This window comes from Pelistega indica, from assembly GCF_000506865.1.
Taxonomy (GTDB): domain Bacteria; phylum Pseudomonadota; class Gammaproteobacteria; order Burkholderiales; family Burkholderiaceae_B; genus Taylorella; species Taylorella indica.
The window spans coordinates 39,379-54,587 of sequence record NZ_AYSV01000067.1 but is presented as its reverse complement, the minus strand read 5'-3'; the positions used below and the strand labels follow the sequence as shown (position 1 = coordinate 54,587).

Annotated in this window: 19 protein-coding genes and 1 pseudogene; 12 read left to right on the top strand and 8 right to left on the bottom strand. The window is 39.0% G+C overall.

The genetic code is table 11. The features are described from left to right. Window positions 1–51 precede the first annotated feature (51 nt). The gene (locus V757_RS27935) at window positions 52–315 is read left to right on the top strand and encodes a LysE/ArgO family amino acid transporter (protein WP_147628851.1); all 264 of its coding nucleotides are present in this window, start codon (window positions 52–54) and stop codon (window positions 313–315) included. 289 nt (window positions 316–604) lie between these two features. Here V757_RS27935 and msrA read toward each other — a convergent pair whose 3' ends face one another. Both msrA and V757_RS19640 read right to left on the bottom strand, forming a co-directional pair. Further along, the gene (gene msrA / locus V757_RS19645; protein WP_023950267.1) at window positions 605–1,132 is read right to left on the bottom strand and encodes a peptide-methionine (S)-S-oxide reductase MsrA; all 528 of its coding nucleotides are present in this window, start codon (window positions 1,130–1,132) and stop codon (window positions 605–607) included. 104 nt (window positions 1,133–1,236) lie between these two features. After that, complete coding sequence (locus V757_RS19640) at window positions 1,237–1,575, bottom strand: c-type cytochrome (RefSeq protein ID WP_031274368.1); 339 nt, start codon at window positions 1,573–1,575, stop codon at window positions 1,237–1,239. Window positions 1,576–1,685: 110 nt separating this feature from the next. On the opposite strand from V757_RS19640, the gene lgt reads away from it, so the two are divergent. Then, entirely contained in the window at window positions 1,686–2,480 is a 795-nt protein-coding gene (gene lgt, locus V757_RS19635; RefSeq protein WP_023950263.1) for a prolipoprotein diacylglyceryl transferase, read from the top strand. Here the strand turns inward: lgt and V757_RS19630 are convergent. The 5 genes from V757_RS19630 to V757_RS19610 all read right to left on the bottom strand — a co-directional run bounded on the left by V757_RS19630 (window position 2,443) and on the right by V757_RS19610 (window position 6,357). Beyond that, window positions 2,443–3,165 carry an SIMPL domain-containing protein gene (locus V757_RS19630; RefSeq protein ID WP_023950261.1) on the bottom strand — a complete coding sequence of 241 codons (723 nt, stop codon included), beginning with the start codon at window positions 3,163–3,165 and terminating at the stop codon, window positions 2,443–2,445. The genes lgt and V757_RS19630 overlap by 38 nt on opposite strands. A gap of 342 nt (window positions 3,166–3,507) precedes the next feature. Further along, on the bottom strand, window positions 3,508–3,816 hold the full coding sequence (locus V757_RS19625; protein WP_023950259.1) for a cell division protein ZapA: 309 nt from the start codon (window positions 3,814–3,816) through the stop codon (window positions 3,508–3,510). Between the two features lie 12 nt (window positions 3,817–3,828). Further along, window positions 3,829–4,209, bottom strand: a complete 381-nt coding sequence (locus V757_RS27470; protein ID WP_023950257.1) for a hypothetical protein — start codon at window positions 4,207–4,209, stop codon at window positions 3,829–3,831. A gap of 163 nt (window positions 4,210–4,372) precedes the next feature. Beyond that, a complete protein-coding gene (mnmE, locus tag V757_RS19615) occupies window positions 4,373–5,749 on the bottom strand; it encodes a tRNA uridine-5-carboxymethylaminomethyl(34) synthesis GTPase MnmE (protein ID WP_023950255.1) in 1,377 nt (458 codons plus the stop codon). A 5-nt stretch (window positions 5,750–5,754) separates the two neighbouring features. Beyond that, window positions 5,755–6,357 carry an RNA pyrophosphohydrolase gene (locus V757_RS19610; RefSeq protein ID WP_023950253.1) on the bottom strand — a complete coding sequence of 201 codons (603 nt, stop codon included), beginning with the start codon at window positions 6,355–6,357 and terminating at the stop codon, window positions 5,755–5,757. 63 nt (window positions 6,358–6,420) lie between these two features. On the opposite strand from V757_RS19610, the gene V757_RS19605 reads away from it, so the two are divergent. The 10 genes and pseudogenes from V757_RS19605 (at window position 6,421) to V757_RS19560 (ending at window position 14,526) form a co-directional block, all read left to right on the top strand. After that, a complete protein-coding gene (locus V757_RS19605) occupies window positions 6,421–8,163 on the top strand; it encodes a proline--tRNA ligase (protein ID WP_023950251.1) in 1,743 nt (580 codons plus the stop codon). 39 nt (window positions 8,164–8,202) lie between these two features. Further along, window positions 8,203–8,628 (top strand): tol-pal system-associated acyl-CoA thioesterase, encoded by a 426-nt coding sequence (gene ybgC, locus V757_RS19600; RefSeq protein WP_023950249.1) that lies wholly within the window; start codon window positions 8,203–8,205, stop codon window positions 8,626–8,628. Window positions 8,629–8,633: 5 nt separating this feature from the next. Further along, a complete protein-coding gene (tolQ, locus tag V757_RS19595; RefSeq protein ID WP_023950247.1) occupies window positions 8,634–9,323 on the top strand; it encodes a protein TolQ in 690 nt (229 codons plus the stop codon). A gap of 5 nt (window positions 9,324–9,328) precedes the next feature. Then, on the top strand, window positions 9,329–9,772 hold the full coding sequence (locus V757_RS19590) for an ExbD/TolR family protein (protein WP_023950244.1): 444 nt from the start codon (window positions 9,329–9,331) through the stop codon (window positions 9,770–9,772). 196 nt (window positions 9,773–9,968) lie between these two features. Continuing rightward, the gene (locus V757_RS28890) at window positions 9,969–10,319 is read left to right on the top strand and encodes a hypothetical protein (protein ID WP_023950242.1); all 351 of its coding nucleotides are present in this window, start codon (window positions 9,969–9,971) and stop codon (window positions 10,317–10,319) included. A 202-nt stretch (window positions 10,320–10,521) separates the two neighbouring features. Continuing rightward, a pseudogene (gene tolA, locus V757_RS28885) lies at window positions 10,522–10,995 on the top strand (cell envelope integrity protein TolA); the annotation flags it as partial. Window positions 10,996–11,102: 107 nt separating this feature from the next. Beyond that, window positions 11,103–12,368, top strand: a complete 1,266-nt coding sequence (gene tolB, locus V757_RS19575; protein ID WP_023950236.1) for a Tol-Pal system beta propeller repeat protein TolB — start codon at window positions 11,103–11,105, stop codon at window positions 12,366–12,368. 39 nt (window positions 12,369–12,407) lie between these two features. Then, window positions 12,408–12,896 (top strand): peptidoglycan-associated lipoprotein Pal, encoded by a 489-nt coding sequence (gene pal / locus V757_RS19570; RefSeq protein WP_023950235.1) that lies wholly within the window; start codon window positions 12,408–12,410, stop codon window positions 12,894–12,896. 141 nt (window positions 12,897–13,037) lie between these two features. Beyond that, the gene (gene ybgF, locus V757_RS19565) at window positions 13,038–13,649 is read left to right on the top strand and encodes a tol-pal system protein YbgF (protein ID WP_023950232.1); all 612 of its coding nucleotides are present in this window, start codon (window positions 13,038–13,040) and stop codon (window positions 13,647–13,649) included. Window positions 13,650–13,701: 52 nt separating this feature from the next. Further along, on the top strand, window positions 13,702–14,526 hold the full coding sequence (locus V757_RS19560; RefSeq protein ID WP_023950230.1) for an alpha/beta fold hydrolase: 825 nt from the start codon (window positions 13,702–13,704) through the stop codon (window positions 14,524–14,526). 89 nt (window positions 14,527–14,615) lie between these two features. Here the strand turns inward: V757_RS19560 and V757_RS27460 are convergent, their stop codons facing one another. Continuing rightward, window positions 14,616–15,137, bottom strand: coding sequence for a copper chaperone PCu(A)C (locus tag V757_RS27460; protein WP_023950228.1), 522 nt, complete (start codon window positions 15,135–15,137; stop codon window positions 14,616–14,618). Between the last annotated feature and the right edge of the window lie 72 nt (window positions 15,138–15,209).

The window sequence follows — 15,209 nt, the reverse complement described above, 5'->3', positions numbered from 1 at the left end:
TTGATGCTCAAGCCGATTCAGATAAAAAMCGAATATTAAAAACAACTATTAATTCTCTGCGCTCTCACATGGTTAAATCCACATGTATATTTAGATGCTGTTTTCTTAATTGGTTCAATAGCAACCAAATATCATGGACGTGAGTTATCTTTTTATTTAGGAAATATTACAGCTTCTTTCTTATTCTTTTTCTCGTTAGGCTATGGCGCTCGTTTATTACAACCTATTTTTAGAAAGCCACGCTCTTGGCAAATTTTGGATTTTATAATTTTTATTATTATGATTTATATCGCCATTTCTTTATTAATAGAATAATGTTCTTATGAACTAAACCAGTACTGACATAACTTACTTTATTTATAAAATAAGCACATTATAAAAATATTCTTCTTGAACTAGGTGATCTAGGTTATCAATAAAATGGCACTCCCAATGTGTAGGATTTTCGTTGTGACTCATCATTTCTCATCAATTAATTTTCTTGAGTACTACACTTGAAAACCTACACATCAAAACATAATAATTTATTTATCTTTACGTAACTAAATCATCCTAACATTCTAAAATTTTTTTCTCAGACAACACAATCCCGCCTGCCTATTTGTTATTTAAGCTTATGCGCAAATTTTTTCATAAACTTATTTACCTTTTCAGCGACTACTAAAGAGCAATAAGGTTGATCAGGATTATTTTCAAAGTAATGATGATGATAATCCTCCGCTTCCCAGAAAGGCACATTATCATAGAGTGCTGTGACAATCGGTTTATCATAATGAGGCTGAGCCTCTTGAATAGCACGTTGAGCTATTTCTTTTTGTGCAGCATTGACGGCAAAAATAGCTGAAGCATATTGTGTACCTTCGTCAGCACCTTGTTTATTTAACGAGGTGGGATCATGCAAACTGAAAAATACCTCTAACAATTCTTTGTACGAAATTATTTCAGGATTAAAATGAATTTGAACAACTTCCACATGCCCTGTTGTTCCTGTCTTAACCTGTTTATAACTTGGATTGTCTAATTCACCCCCAGCATAACCAGGCAATACTTTTTCAACACCTTTTAATTTTTCAAAAGCCGCTTCTACACACCAGAAGCAACCTGCACCAAATACGGCAATTTCAATAGACATAATTCACTCCTAAGTCCTTTATGTTTGTCTCATTGATGATAAGAATAATAACTGTCAATCACATAGTTCACTAGCTATTATCGAAGTAATTGACTACCTAATTTTTAGTTTACTTGCTCATCACCTTTTACATGTAAAATCCAGTCAGCCATGATTATCGCCTCTTCTGTAGACACTTTAGGTTGGGCAGGCATACGTAAAGGTCCCCATTGCCCTATTCCTCCTTCAACGATTCTTTTAGCTAACTCTTCTACGGTAACAGTCTTATCTTGTTGATATTTATCCGCCACCATTTTAAAAGAAGGTCCTACTCGCCTTTCATTTACCTGATGACAATGCATACAGATTTTATTTTTCAATAATGTTGATGCATCTAAAGATGGTTGTGCATACACAGCCGACATTGTCAACAATGGAAACAATAATATGGATAATCTCTTCATAGGCTTACTTATTAAAAACTTGTTAAAATCAAGCTAATTCAATACTCGATAGTTTATCACTACTTCTCAAAAGACAGGATAACGCTATCTTATTTAATACGGAATGATTTATGTTAACTTACCCACAAATTGACCCTGTTGCACTTGAGCTTGGACCGATTAAAATTCACTGGTATGGGCTCATGTATCTTTTAGCATTCTTTTTTGCTTGGGTTCTCGGTCGTTATCGTGTCCGCAAAGGGGCTTTAGACATCACTGTTGAACGGTTCGAAGATTTACTTTTTTATTGTATTCTTGGCGTTATTTTAGGTGGACGTCTTGGTTACGTCATCTTTTATAAATTTAGCTACTACTTACAGCATCCACTAGAAATTTTTGCTGTGTGGGATGGTGGGATGTCATTTCACGGAGGACTTATTGGCGTTTTATTAGCTATGCTTTATTTTGGTCATAAAGAGAATAAGACATTCTTTCAAATTTCAGATTTTGGTGCACCATTAGTACCTTTAGGCTTAGCCACAGGTCGTTTAGGTAACTTTATCAATGGCGAGCTTTGGGGAAGAACGACAGATGTTCCTTGGGGAATGGTATTTCCTAATAGTGACGGCGCTGTTCGCCACCCTTCTCAACTCTATCAAATGGCATTAGAAGGTATTACTCTATTTGTTATCTTATGGCTGTTTTCACGTAAAAAACGTCCAACAGGTCAAGTTAGTGCAGTCTTCTTAATAGGCTATGGCGCATTCCGATTTATCGCAGAATACACCCGTGAACCTGATAGCCATTTAGGGTTCCTTGCTCTTGGTCTGAGCATGGGGCAATGGCTATCTCTTCCAATGATTATTGCAGGGATTATTCTCTACATTATTAGCGCAAAGAAATCTGACCGTCAGCCGTCACATTAACTTCAACTTTACCCCCCTCTAGGTTCACAGCATCGTCTGCGGACTTAGAGGAATAAGTCGTTGCCGCTGCTGCAGCGTACATCCTAGGTTGACGACCTGCATTATTATTTAATTGAATACTATTAATGTGATATGTTTGTGAACCAAAAGCCTTTGCAACAGCACTGGCTTTTTTATTAAATGCTTCAGCAACATTTGCTATCAATTTTTCTTCGACCTTATTTCTACTTTCTTCAGAGAGAATAAATTGAATATTATCAAGCGTCATCATGTCTTTATTCATTGCAATAAACGCTTGTGCTTTAGCAAAGTCCTTACTAGTGACAATCACTTCACCACGCATTACCCAAGAGATTTCTTTCTCTTTATCACCAACACTCCAAAATCCATAATCACCATTTCTAATAGTTAAATCGGGATCTGCTTTACCTTTTTCCAAGACAGCATTAATCGCTTTATTCAATTGAGTAGTTAATTCTTGTTGGTTTGTTCCTTGTAATTGCTTAGATAAGGTCAAACGTACCACATCAGGTTTCACCTCTTCTTGCACACTTGCTGATAAATTAATTACTGTCTGGTCATTTGCTGGTTTGTTAGTTGTCATTTCTGTTTGTGCCAAAACACCTGACTGCCAGGCTACCATAGCAATAGTACTTAAGGCTAAAACTTTAGTAATCGTTTTCATATACATTGATCCTTAAAAAACAAAATGGAACAAAGGTCATGATACCGACTAATCATGTATATGTAACTACAAAAACATTAATTTTTGCAAAATTTTATGTCTAGAAATTAAGAAAAGGAAAATATAGAAAAGGGGGTTGCCCCGCCTGTAGCGTCAAGGTCGGCACCTCGAACCCTCAAGTTCAAAGTCGGCAGACTGGAATAAAGCTTCGGGTTCATCATAAAGACAATCACTCCCACTTTACTGATTTACTGCCTTGTGCCATACGCATAGGTAAGAGATGAATGACCAAGGTCACGACTACCGCAGGGCAAAACTATTATCGACTAAATATATTAACTATTAAATCGATTTCAATTCGTCAATGCTTTGATCCAAAAGAGCATTAATATCATTAATTTTGCTTTGGAATTCACCAAACTGAACACCCTTAAATGGACCATCACCTGATTCCATACTCATTAAATCAGATGCTAATTTTATACTTGCCATTATAGCAATTCTTTCTGGACTTAACGAGGGGGAAGCTGCTTTAATTTGTTGCATTAATTGATCAGCATGTTTTACTGAAGCAATTAATTTTTCTCTTTCAGAGCTATCTACACTTAGCGTTAAGCTACGATCCAAGATACTTACTTCTACACGTTCCATCTTATCGTTTCCTTAAATCGCATTATTAGGTAAATTCTCAAGAATATGTGCCACTCTATTGCGCACAGATTGAGATTTTTCACGCCACAAAGATAACTCTTGTTGAGCCTTATTTAATTGTGCCTCTAGCGTATTAACTCTGCTTGTTAACTCTTCTACTTGTTGACGTAAGTTATCATTTTCTACCTTAACCCCTTCAGTTTGCGTAGATAAGCTAGTCGTTAATTCAGCCACTTTCGCTTCTTGAGACGTTAATTGCTGACGCAATGTAGAGCCTTCTTGTGTTGATGCATCTAACCGGCTGAGCAACTCATTACGCTCTGCCAATAGGCGACGACTCATCTCTACAATCTGCCCAATGCGAATAGCTACTTGATCTAGTTCTTGTAACATAAGCTTCGTTCTTAAAATAAAGTTGATAACAACAAATATGGTAAAGGTTAATTTTAACTGTAAATTCTATTAACTACCCACTTAAAAGTATGTTTTTTAGATTTAATTGTCATTTTACAAGGTAAAAAGAACAAATTCTCATCACTATTTTAGCGATAAATGACTATTTCCCAATACAAAACCGGCTAAAAATCACTCCTAGCAAGTCATCTGCCGTAAACTCACCGGTAATTTCATTTAAAGCTTCTTGGGCTAGTCGCAAATGCTCCGCTAATAGTTCAATATTATCATAACCATTAATTGAGGCATTTTCTAATTCAGTCTTAGCCATTTTCAACGCATTTAAATGTCTCGTTCTCGCCAAAAATAAACCTTCACTTTCTCCTTGCCAACCGATAATAGCTAACAATTCTTCCCTGAGCAATGAGAGCCCTTCCCCACTTTTTGCTGACAGCTTAATCAATGTTGACGCCTGTGTGACACTCGCACGCTCTGCTTCACCTTCATAGAAAACTCCTGCCGACTCTCCTCGCAAATCAATCTTATTCTGCACCTCGATTCGTTTTAATGAGGGTGGCACCATGGACAAAATAGATGCTGTCTTTGCATTAATCCCTTCAATTGGATCAATCAAAATTAAGGCTACATCTGCGTTTTGTAAGGCTTTATAACTCCGCTCAATACCCATCTGCTCAACAATATCGCTAGTTTCACGAAGTCCTGCTGTATCAATAATATGAATAGGCACACCATCTAACACTATCTGCTCGCGTACCGTGTCACGTGTTGTTCCTGCTATATCTGTCACAATGGCAATATCATCACCAGCTAAAGCATTCAATAAAGAAGATTTGCCGACATTAGGAGCACCTACCAGAACGACATTCATTCCTTCACGCAAAATAGCACCCTGCGTTGCTTGTGCTAACACATTGTCTAATTCATCCTGTAATCGCGCCAACTTTCCCCTAGCATCAGCGGCTTCTAGAAAATCAATTTCTTCCTCAGGAAAGTCCAAAGTTGCCTCTACAAGCATACGTAAATTAATCAAGTTATCCACTAATGCATGGATATGCGTTGAGAAACTTCCCTTTAAACTCCGCAATGCCATACGAGCAGCAGATTGACTAGAGGCATCAATTAAATCAGCAACACTTTCTGCCTGTGCCAAATCCAATTTATTATTTAAAAAAGCACGTTTAGTAAATTCACCAGGTTCGGCTAATCTAGCACCCAATTGCAAACAACGCTCTAATAACATATTCATGACTACAGGTCCGCCATGACCTTGTAACTCAATCACATCTTCACCAGTAAAACTAGCAGGAGCAGCAAAATAAAGCATTAGACCATTATCTATGGCTTGATTATTGGCATCTACAAAATCAGTGTAGAGTGCTTTTCGAGGTTCAGGCGTTTTACCCCCACTAATGCTTTGAGCGATAGGAAGTAAATTTTTACCTGATAACCGTATTACCCCAACTCCTCCTCTTCCGGGAGCTGTAGCAATAGCAGCAATAGTCGCTATATATTCCATCATTTACTTTATAAAATATCTTTAACTTCAACCATTACTTCTTGTTCGACAGAAATAATTTCTGAATTTGTTTTTACACTTTTTTTGGACTTATGTTTGAATTGGCGTTTACGTAAAAACCTCGTTTCTGAGGTTTTGTTTTCATCAGTAAATACAGACAATTCTTTAAGTGCTTCAAGATAAACTCCCCGCTTAAACTCAATCACCTGTTCAAGCTGCACCCAATACTTACTCCAACGCCAAGCATCAAACTCTGGATGATTGGTCGCTCGCAAGCTAATGTTTTTATCTTTACCTACTAACTTTAATAAAAACCAAATCTGTTTTTGTCCTTTATAGTGTCCTCGCGACTCTCGTCGCACAAAATGTTCTGGTACGTTATAGCGTATCCAGTTTCGCGTTCGCCCTAATATTTGGACATGTTCAGGTTTAAGACCGAGCTCTTCATACAATTCGCGATACATCGCTTGTGTAGGATTTTCGCCATACTTTATACCTCCTTGAGGAAATTGCCATGACTTTTCTCGTATTCTTTTACCCCAAAACACTTCATTCTTTTGATTTAAAAGGATAATACCAACATTAGGACGGTAACCTTCGCGATCAAGCATGCACCGCCCCTTAAATTCAAATATAATTAAGTTTGATTATACGTTTCTATTTTAAAAGTAACCATGTTAGCGTCACATTTTCACTTAAATACTTCAAAAGAAGCCCCTGCTGATGCCGAAGTCATCAGCCATCAATTAATGATGCGTGCGGGCATGATTCGTAAACATGCAGGGGGAATTTATACATACATGCCCCTTGCTCTAAAGGTTTTACGCAAAATTGAAAACATTATCCGCACTGAGATGAACAATGCAGGTGCACTAGAAATTTTAATGCCTGTTGTACAACCTGCTGAACTATGGATGCAAACGGGTCGTTGGGATGCCTATGGCGCTGAGTTATTGCGTATCAAAGATAGACATGGTCGAGATTTTGTCTTACAACCCACTTCTGAAGAAGTGGTTACTGAGATTGTAGCTAATGAAATTCATAGCTGGCGTCAACTGCCTTTAAATTTATACCATATTCAGACTAAATTCCGTGATGAGCGTCGTCCACGTTTTGGTCTTATGCGTGGCAGAGAATTCACGATGAAAGATGCTTATTCATTCGATCGTGATGAAGCTGGTGCGCTCAAAAGCTATGACATTATGTTTAATGCTTACAAAAAGATCTTCACTAACCTAGGGCTAAAGTTCCGTGCCGTCAATGCAGATACAGGATCTATTGGTGGATCACGCAGTCATGAATTCCAAGTAATTGCAGATACTGGTGAAGATTTAATTGTTTACAACCCAGATTCTGAATATGCTGCTAATATTGAACTAGCCGAAGCTCCTTGTTTAATTGCAGAAAGAGCCCTCCCTAGCAAAGCACTTGAACTTGTGCCTACACCTGAGGCGAATAAGTGTGAATTGGTGGCTGAGTTACTCAATATTCCTCTACAACAAACTGTTAAATCAGTTGTGTACAGTGTACAAGACGAGGAAGGCAAAAAATCTATTTACCTTTTATTGGTGCGTGGTGACCATGAAGTTAACGAAGTAAAAATTGGTAAATTAGCCGCTTTCAAACATGGCTTCGAACTAGCCTCCGAAGAGGAAATCATTGAGCATTTTGGTTCTAAACCGGGTTATTTAGGCCCTGTTAATACTGTTAAACCTATTCACATCATTGCAGACAAAACAGTAGGCAATATGAGTGACTTTGTTTGTGGTGGAAACCAAGAAAATACTCACTGGGTGGGTGTTAACTGGGGACGCGACTTGCCAGAGCCTATGATTGAAGATATACGTAATGTTGTCGCTGGTGATCCTGCCGTTGATGAGCCAGGTACATTAGCTATTGAACATGGTATCGAAGTAGGCCACGTTTTCTTCTTAGGGGATAAATATTCTGAAAAACTAAAAGCGACTTACCTCAATGAACAAGGTAAGCCAGAAGTCATCCAAATGGGTTGTTATGGCATCGGTGTTAGCCGAATTATGGCTGCTGCTATTGAGCAAAATAATGACGACAAAGGAATTATTTGGCCTTTACCTATCGCTCCATTTGAAGTTGTTATTTGCCCTATTGGTTGGGGTAAAAGTGAGGAAGTTCGCCAACAAGCTACTAGTATTTACAACTACCTCAAAGATCAAGGCATTGATGTTATTCTAGATGATAGAGATGCTCGTCCCGGTGTCATGTTTTCAGAATGGGAGCTCATTGGTGTACCTATTCGTGTAACTGTCGGAGAGAAGGGTCTTAAAGAAGGTATTATTGAAGTACAAGCCAGACGTGATAAAGAATCCCAAAAATTGTCACCATCTGAAGTAAATTCTTATCTCTTTAATCTATATCAACAACTTAAAAGTACGGTATAATTTGCTGTTTAAGTAATATTACTTTTACATAAGCTTGTTATGTCTACAAATAACACTTCAGACTTCGCCTTCCCCGTCCGTGTTTACTACGAAGATACTGACGCAGGAGGCGTTGTCTTTTACGCCAATTATCTAAAATTTTTCGAACGTGCTAGAACTGAATGGTTAAGACGTTTAGGTTTTAACCAATCATTACTGGCTCAAACTGAAGGCATTATTTTTGTCGTTGTAGGCACACAAGTTAACTATAAAAGCCCAGCTCGTTTAGATGATTTATTAACCATCCAAACAAAAATAAAGAAAATTGGTAATGCATCTATTGATTTTGAACAATATTGTGAACGTGACGGAAAAATATTAGTCAACAGCAATATTCAGATTTGTTGCATTAACCTTGATACCTTTAAAGCGAGTCCTATACCAGACTCTATTCGTTCTATTTTAATTTCAGCTCAGGATATTTAAGTACCATGAATCCCCCCGTCTCACCAGAAGCAGCAGAAATGTCTGTTTTTACCTTAATTGCTGACGCCAGTTTACCTGTTCAAATTATCATGCTTATTTTAGTGACAATTTCTGTCATTTCATGGGCATTCATTATCAGCAAATACCTAACCATTTCTCGTACAGATAAACAAACCAAAGAATTTGAACAACAATTCTGGCGTGGTGGTGATTTAGGCTCTTTGCATCAAAACATCTCTCGCAATCCTGATGAAGCTGGTGCACTAGGTCGTATTTTCGATGCAGGCATGACAGAGTTTTTAAAAGCACGTCAAAAAGAAGCGTCTGCCGAAACTCAAGTTGAAGGTGCTGAGCGTGCTATGCGTGCAACCTATCAACGTGAAGTTGATTTATTAGACTCAAAACTTAACTTTCTTGCCTCTGCTGGTTCAGTTAGTCCATACATTGGCTTATTAGGTACAGTTTGGGGGATTATGCACTCATTCCTAGGTCTAAGCACAAACGTAACAGCCACTCTGGCAGCTGTGGCACCTGGTATTGCCGAAGCCTTGATTGCAACGGCAATTGGTCTATTTGCGGCAATTCCCGCTGTGCTTGCCTATAACTATTTCTCCAACTCTATCGACAAAGTCTCAAGTCGCTTTGATAGTTTTATGGATGAATTTTTAAATATTTTACAACGTCAGACTAAATAGTTACCATGGCTGCTAATAGAAAAGGGCGTGGTCGATCACGCCGTCTAAAAAATGAAATGAACGTCGTTCCATATATTGACGTAATGTTAGTATTACTCGTCATTTTTATGGTGACTGCTCCTATGATTACACCTGGATTAGTGAATCTACCTTCTGTAGGACGAGCAGCAGAAGTACCAACAACACCAGTTGAAGTCCAACTAGAAGAAAACGGCGATGTATCAGTTCGTTTACGCCAATCTGGTGCAGAGTTTGAGAAAGTACCAAAAGAAGAAGTACTTTCTCGTATTCAATCTATGGCTCAAGCTGATACGCCAGTAGTGATTTCTGCTGATGGTAAAGTTGCCTATGAAGAAGTGATGAAAATTATGGATACGCTACGCTCAAATGGCTTAACGCGTTTGGGGTTAATGGTTAACCAAACAAAACAAGCGAACACAAAAAAATAGCTAAAACATAACCAGTCATTTTTATACTGTGCTTTGCCAAAAACAGATACATGAGATAAATATAAAATCCCCACCGAGATTTTATTCGCAAAGAGATGATAAGAAAGGTCTTGTCTTCTCTGTCATACTGCATCTGTCACTACTTGCAGCAATTATCATTAGTGCGCTAAATAAAACCGATTCCGCAGCAGGTCCTTTGCAACTTGAACTATGGACTGAAGGAACGGAACAAATTGTAGCTCCTCCTGCTGAGACTAGGACGCCTGACCCTGCCGAAGAAGATACTCGTACAGAAGAGGATCAACCACAGCCTGAGCCAGAACCAGAGCCGACACCCGCTCCAGACCCTGAGCCAGTCCATGCCGCAGAGCCTCCCAAACAAGCACCTCCCCCTCCTCCTCCCAAAGCAGCGGCTGCTGCTAGTAATATGAGCGAAGAGGATCCTGAGATTGCTCTAGAGAAAAAACGAGCCAAAGAAAAAGCCGAAAAAGAAGCCAAACGCTTAGCTGAACAAGAAGCTAAAGAGAAAGCTGAAAAAAGAAGCTAAACTAAAAGCACAAAAAGAAGCCAAACTAAAAGCACAAAAAAGAAGCTAAAGAAAAAAGCTGACAAAGAAGCAAAAGAAAAAGCATTGAAAGAAGCTAAACAAAAAGCTGAAAAAGAAGCTAAAGAAAAGGCTGAACAAAGAGGCTAAAGAAAAAGCGAGAAAGAAAGGCTAAGGAAAGGACAAGCTAAAAGAGGCTAAAGAAAAAGCGGCCAAAGAAGCTAAGGAAAAGGCTGAACAAGAAGCTAAAGCCAAAGCTGCTGCAAAAGCTAAAGCAGATGCTAAATTAGCCGCTGAGGCAAAAGCCAAAGCTAACTCAAAAGGTGATGCATTACGAGCAGCTATGCGTGGTGATATTAATAGCCGTGCTGGTATTAAAGGCGGACAAAACGATCGCAACCAAATTGGTGGCGGTGGAGGTAACGACGGATATGCAAGACTAGTTAAAGCTTGCGTGGAACCCCGTTTACGCTTCAGTGGAAATCAACGCTTAGGCGTACGCTACCGTGTTGAATTCGATAGTAGTCGCACAGTAACCAATGCCCGTATCACCAGAACTTCTGGCAATAAAGCATTTGATACCGCCGCGCTGAATGCACTTAAACAATGTAATCCATTCCCGAAACCACCTACTGGTAACAGTTATGTCGAAGGAAATTATGAGTTTAGACCACAATAACAGCCTTGCTTTGTAAAGATTTGAAAAAGAAATCTCTGCATTATGTGTTCATAGTGTACATAATTGATACACTATGAACATAGACAAATTTTTAGGAGAATGACGTCATGTCACTACTACGTAAATTACGTTCTCAACATCGTAGCACAAACTTATTTAGTGCTATTTTACTCGGCTTTAGTTTAAGCCTAACACCAGCTACTCAGGCACAGGTTAATGTTAATCTTTCAGGTTCTGGTGTCGCTAGTAATAAATTCCCGATTGTAGTTGCTGACTTTGCAGGCACAAACGGAAAAGAAATTGCTGATATTATTGCCGCCGATTTAACTCGCTCAGGTCAATTTGAAGTTACCCGTATTGGCGTAATGAGTACTGACTCAAGTGGCACAGCCAACTGGGCAGCTTTAGCTGAAGCTGGTGGTGGTAAAAATGTTATCTATGGATCTGTTTCGTCTAATACGATTAACTACAACCTTGGTGACACTGCCCAACAAACTAACTTGCAATCTTTAAGTATTTCTGCCTCTAATATGCGTCAGTTAGCACATAAAGCAGCAGATGCCGCTTATGAGCAATCAACAGGTGTTCGTGGTATTTTTACAACAAAAATCGCTTATGTCACAGGCAGTACATTATATGTTGCTGATGCGGATGGCGAGAATGCTCAGGCAGTCACTTCTGGTGCAAATATCATTTCTCCAGCATGGTCTCCAGACGGTAAACGTCTTGCTTATGTGAGCTTTGAATCAGGCAAACCTGTTGTTTATGTACAAAATTTAGCCTCTGGTGGTCGTAATGCTGTGGCTAATTTCAAAGGGAACAATAGTGCTCCAGCATGGTCACCAAATGGCTCTCAGCTTGCTGTTGCGCTAAGTATGGATGGTCTTTCAAATATTTATTTAATTGGTAGCAATGGCGGTTCTCCACGCAAAGTTACCGATTCTCCGGAAATTGATACTGAGCCATATTTCTTCCCTAATGGTAGTGGTTTAATTTTTACATCTGACCGTGGTGGTAGCCCACAAATTTATCGTACCGGTCTAGGTGGCGGTCAAGCAAGTCGTATTACTTTCAATGGTTCACAAAATCTTTCTGGTAAGATATCGCCGGATGGTAGTAAAATGGTATATACTAGCATGAGAGGTGGTGGTTATTCGATAGCCATCAATGGTCTAGGTTCAGGCTCTGATCAATTACTCACTTCTGGACCAAACGACCTATCTCCTAGTTTTGCTCCTAATGGTATGCAAGTACTTTATGCCGCCGGTGGTAGTTTAGGACTTGTAAATGCAGATGGTTCATTCTCCACTACATTACCAAGTAAAGGCAACGTCACTGCAGCAGCTTGGGGTCCCTTTACTGAGCAGAAATAATTTTTGTTTGTTTTGTTTATAATTTAAAAAGGAAATGCTATGTCTTTAGCAAAAATTCTATCTGTAGCGGCAATCGCAGCAACTTTAGCTGCGTGTTCATCAACATCTACTGACACTAATGCTAACGGTACTGGTGCTGGTACTGGTGCTAACGGTTCAGCTGTTATGGATCCATTCAATCCAAATAGCCCATTAGCTCAACAACGTTCAGTATACTTCGCGTTTGACAGCTATGTTGTTGAATCTCAATTCCAACCTTTAGTTCAAATGCACGCTCAATACTTAGCAGCTAACAGTGCACAACGTATCCGTATCGAAGGTAACACTGACGCACGCGGTAGCTCAGAGTACAACTTAGCATTAGGTCAACGTCGTTCAGTAGCAGTTGCTAATCAATTAACTCAACAAGGCGTTAACGCTGCTCAAATCGAAGCAGTTAGCTTTGGTAAAGAGCGTCCAGTAGCTACTGGTACAACTGAAGAAGCTTATGCTCAAAACCGTCGTGCTGACATTAACTACATTCGTTAATTTCTAGCGGTTTTATACCGACATTAAATGTCTACACGCCGCAATGGTTTAATATTATTGCGGCGTTTTATTTTACGAGACCATCCATGATGCTAAATAACACAACTCTTGCTCTTGTTCTTTCTATCAGTTTTTTTCAGTGTGACACAACCTGCTTGGGCTCAAGAAGACGAACAAGCACGTCGTGCTATCTTAGAATTACGTTCTCAACTTAAACAAAGTGATATGGTTCGTAATGACTTGGCACAACAAGTTCAAAAATTACAAAACGAACTTCGTCAAATCAGAGGACAAATTGAATCTTTAGGTAATGCTGGTCAATCACAAGCATTAGCTTCACGTGCAAATGACGATATTGGTCCATCAGCACAGGTCGGTGATCCAACTGAACAACGCGCTTACGATGCGGCATTAGACTTATTTAGACAAGGCAACTACGCAGGTGCTTCACAGGCACTAGCCAACTTCTCTTCAGCTTACCCTTCTAGCCCTCTCACTCCTAGTGCTATGTTCTACGAAGGTAGTAGCCGTTATGCCAATCGTGATTTCAAAAACTCTATTAAAGTTTTAAATGAAATGGTTCATGCCTATCCAAAAGACGGTAAAGCTGGCGACGCTTTATTAGTGATTGCAGGAAGCCAATTAGAACTTAATAATATTGATGGTTCCAAAGCCACTCTGCAACGCACGATTAAAGAATACCCTGGTACACCAGCCGCTGATACAGCCAAAGAGCGTTTATCAATGTACTAATGTTTTACTTACAGAATTTACGTCGCCTTTATCTCTAAAGGCGACTTTTTTTATGAACACTGAAAGTTTAAACTTAAAAGAAATCATCATAAATAATACTCGTCTTGCCTATACAGATAATGGACAAGGATCTGATGTTATCGTCTTAATTCATGGTTCACTTTGTGATTACCGTTATTGGAAATGGCAAATCCCAGAACTCGCTAAACACTTTCGAGTAATTGCACCTAGTCTTAGACACTACGCTCCTATTCCATTGACAAGCGTTGATGACTTTTCCTACCAGCAACACTCGCAAGATATTGCAGCATTATTACAACAGCTAGAAATTTCTAAAGCACATATCTTAGGACATTCCCGTGGTGCCGCTGTTGCTCTAGATCTTGCTTTAACCACTCCGCAAAGTATCAGTTCTTTAATTCTGGCAGATCCCGGTATTCGTGATCATCAGCAATTACAAGAAGGAATTGCATTTAAAAAAGAAGCCTTACAACTTATTCACGCAGGAAAATTAGATGAGGGACTCGCACTTTTCATTGACTCTGTCAGTGGCGAAGGTACTTATAAAAAAATGGTACGATGGTTCAAGGAAATGGTAAGAGAAAATGCCCATACACTTTTTCTACAACGCTATGAGAAACCTTTTCTCATATCATCAACGCTAGAATCTCTCAAGCTGCCCATCACATTAATGGGTGGTTCTGATAGTCCTGCCCCCTTCCCCGAGATCAATCGCACCTTACAAACCTTATGGCCACAAGCCAAGAGTTTTGTTCTAACACCTGCCTCTCATGGGATGAACCTTGCCTTACCACACGAATTTAACCATATTATTATTGAGCATATCAATGCTTACAACCAGTCATTAACTGCCTAAAAATAGTCATAAGAGAATGTACAGTATTAACAAAACTAAGGGGGTATTACTACCCCCTTAGTTTTGCTATTTAATTTAATAAATACACATTAATTGCCAAATGATTTAGCAGTTAATGGTTTTACTAAACATTGCGTTGATAGTTCATGACCATTACTTAAAGAAAAAGTAATGTGGACGTTATCGCCTACTTTTACCGCTTTTGGCGACATTAGCATAAGGTGATAACTACCCGGTGTAAACACAACTTCTTTACCAGCAGGAACTTCGATTTCATTAAGATGACGCATACCCGTCATACCATTATGCTGATAACTTTCATGCAACATAATATGTTCAAAAGCATCAGACTTAGCTCCCACTAAATAAGCTGGTTTATTCACATCATTATTCTTAGCTTTCATATACAATGCAGAACTACCTTGCTCGCTAAAACGAATCCAACACTGACTAAACTCTACAGCTTCTGCGCTCTCTTTTGAAACAGTAGCTGATGCGTGATGATGTTGATGATCATGACTCATTTTCTCATGTTGGTGATTATGAGCCATAACTGCTGTTGCAGCAAACAAAGATAAACTAATTGTAGAAAGCGTTTGAAAAGTGAACATTTAAAAGTCTCCATAACAAGATTTGTTCACACTATTTCTAAGGCCTCTTACAAAGAAAAAGGTGAATTGTCA

What these genes read in the sequence shown, in the direction of transcription:
- tolB (WP_023950236.1), top strand. Translation starts at nt 11,103, where the DNA reads ATGTCACTACTACGTAAATTACGTTCTCAACATCGTAGCACAAACTTA.
- ybgC (WP_023950249.1), top strand. Translation starts at nt 8,203, where the DNA reads ATGTCTACAAATAACACTTCAGACTTCGCCTTCCCCGTCCGTGTTTAC.
- pal (WP_023950235.1), top strand. Translation starts at nt 12,408, where the DNA reads ATGTCTTTAGCAAAAATTCTATCTGTAGCGGCAATCGCAGCAACTTTA.
- V757_RS19605 (WP_023950251.1), top strand. Translation starts at nt 6,421, where the DNA reads ATGTTAGCGTCACATTTTCACTTAAATACTTCAAAAGAAGCCCCTGCT.
- V757_RS19630 (WP_023950261.1), bottom strand. Translation starts at nt 3,165, where the DNA reads ATGAAAACGATTACTAAAGTTTTAGCCTTAAGTACTATTGCTATGGTA.
- V757_RS19610 (WP_023950253.1), bottom strand. Translation starts at nt 6,357, where the DNA reads ATGCTTGATCGCGAAGGTTACCGTCCTAATGTTGGTATTATCCTTTTA.
- tolQ (WP_023950247.1), top strand. Translation starts at nt 8,634, where the DNA reads ATGAATCCCCCCGTCTCACCAGAAGCAGCAGAAATGTCTGTTTTTACC.
- V757_RS27470 (WP_023950257.1), bottom strand. Translation starts at nt 4,209, where the DNA reads ATGTTACAAGAACTAGATCAAGTAGCTATTCGCATTGGGCAGATTGTA.
- V757_RS19590 (WP_023950244.1), top strand. Translation starts at nt 9,329, where the DNA reads ATGGCTGCTAATAGAAAAGGGCGTGGTCGATCACGCCGTCTAAAAAAT.
- mnmE (WP_023950255.1), bottom strand. Translation starts at nt 5,749, where the DNA reads ATGATGGAATATATAGCGACTATTGCTGCTATTGCTACAGCTCCCGGA.
- lgt (WP_023950263.1), top strand. Translation starts at nt 1,686, where the DNA reads ATGTTAACTTACCCACAAATTGACCCTGTTGCACTTGAGCTTGGACCG.
- V757_RS19625 (WP_023950259.1), bottom strand. Translation starts at nt 3,816, where the DNA reads ATGGAACGTGTAGAAGTAAGTATCTTGGATCGTAGCTTAACGCTAAGT.
- V757_RS27460 (WP_023950228.1), bottom strand. Translation starts at nt 15,137, where the DNA reads ATGTTCACTTTTCAAACGCTTTCTACAATTAGTTTATCTTTGTTTGCT.
- msrA (WP_023950267.1), bottom strand. Translation starts at nt 1,132, where the DNA reads ATGTCTATTGAAATTGCCGTATTTGGTGCAGGTTGCTTCTGGTGTGTA.
- V757_RS19640 (WP_031274368.1), bottom strand. Translation starts at nt 1,575, where the DNA reads ATGAAGAGATTATCCATATTATTGTTTCCATTGTTGACAATGTCGGCT.
- V757_RS19560 (WP_023950230.1), top strand. Translation starts at nt 13,702, where the DNA reads ATGAACACTGAAAGTTTAAACTTAAAAGAAATCATCATAAATAATACT.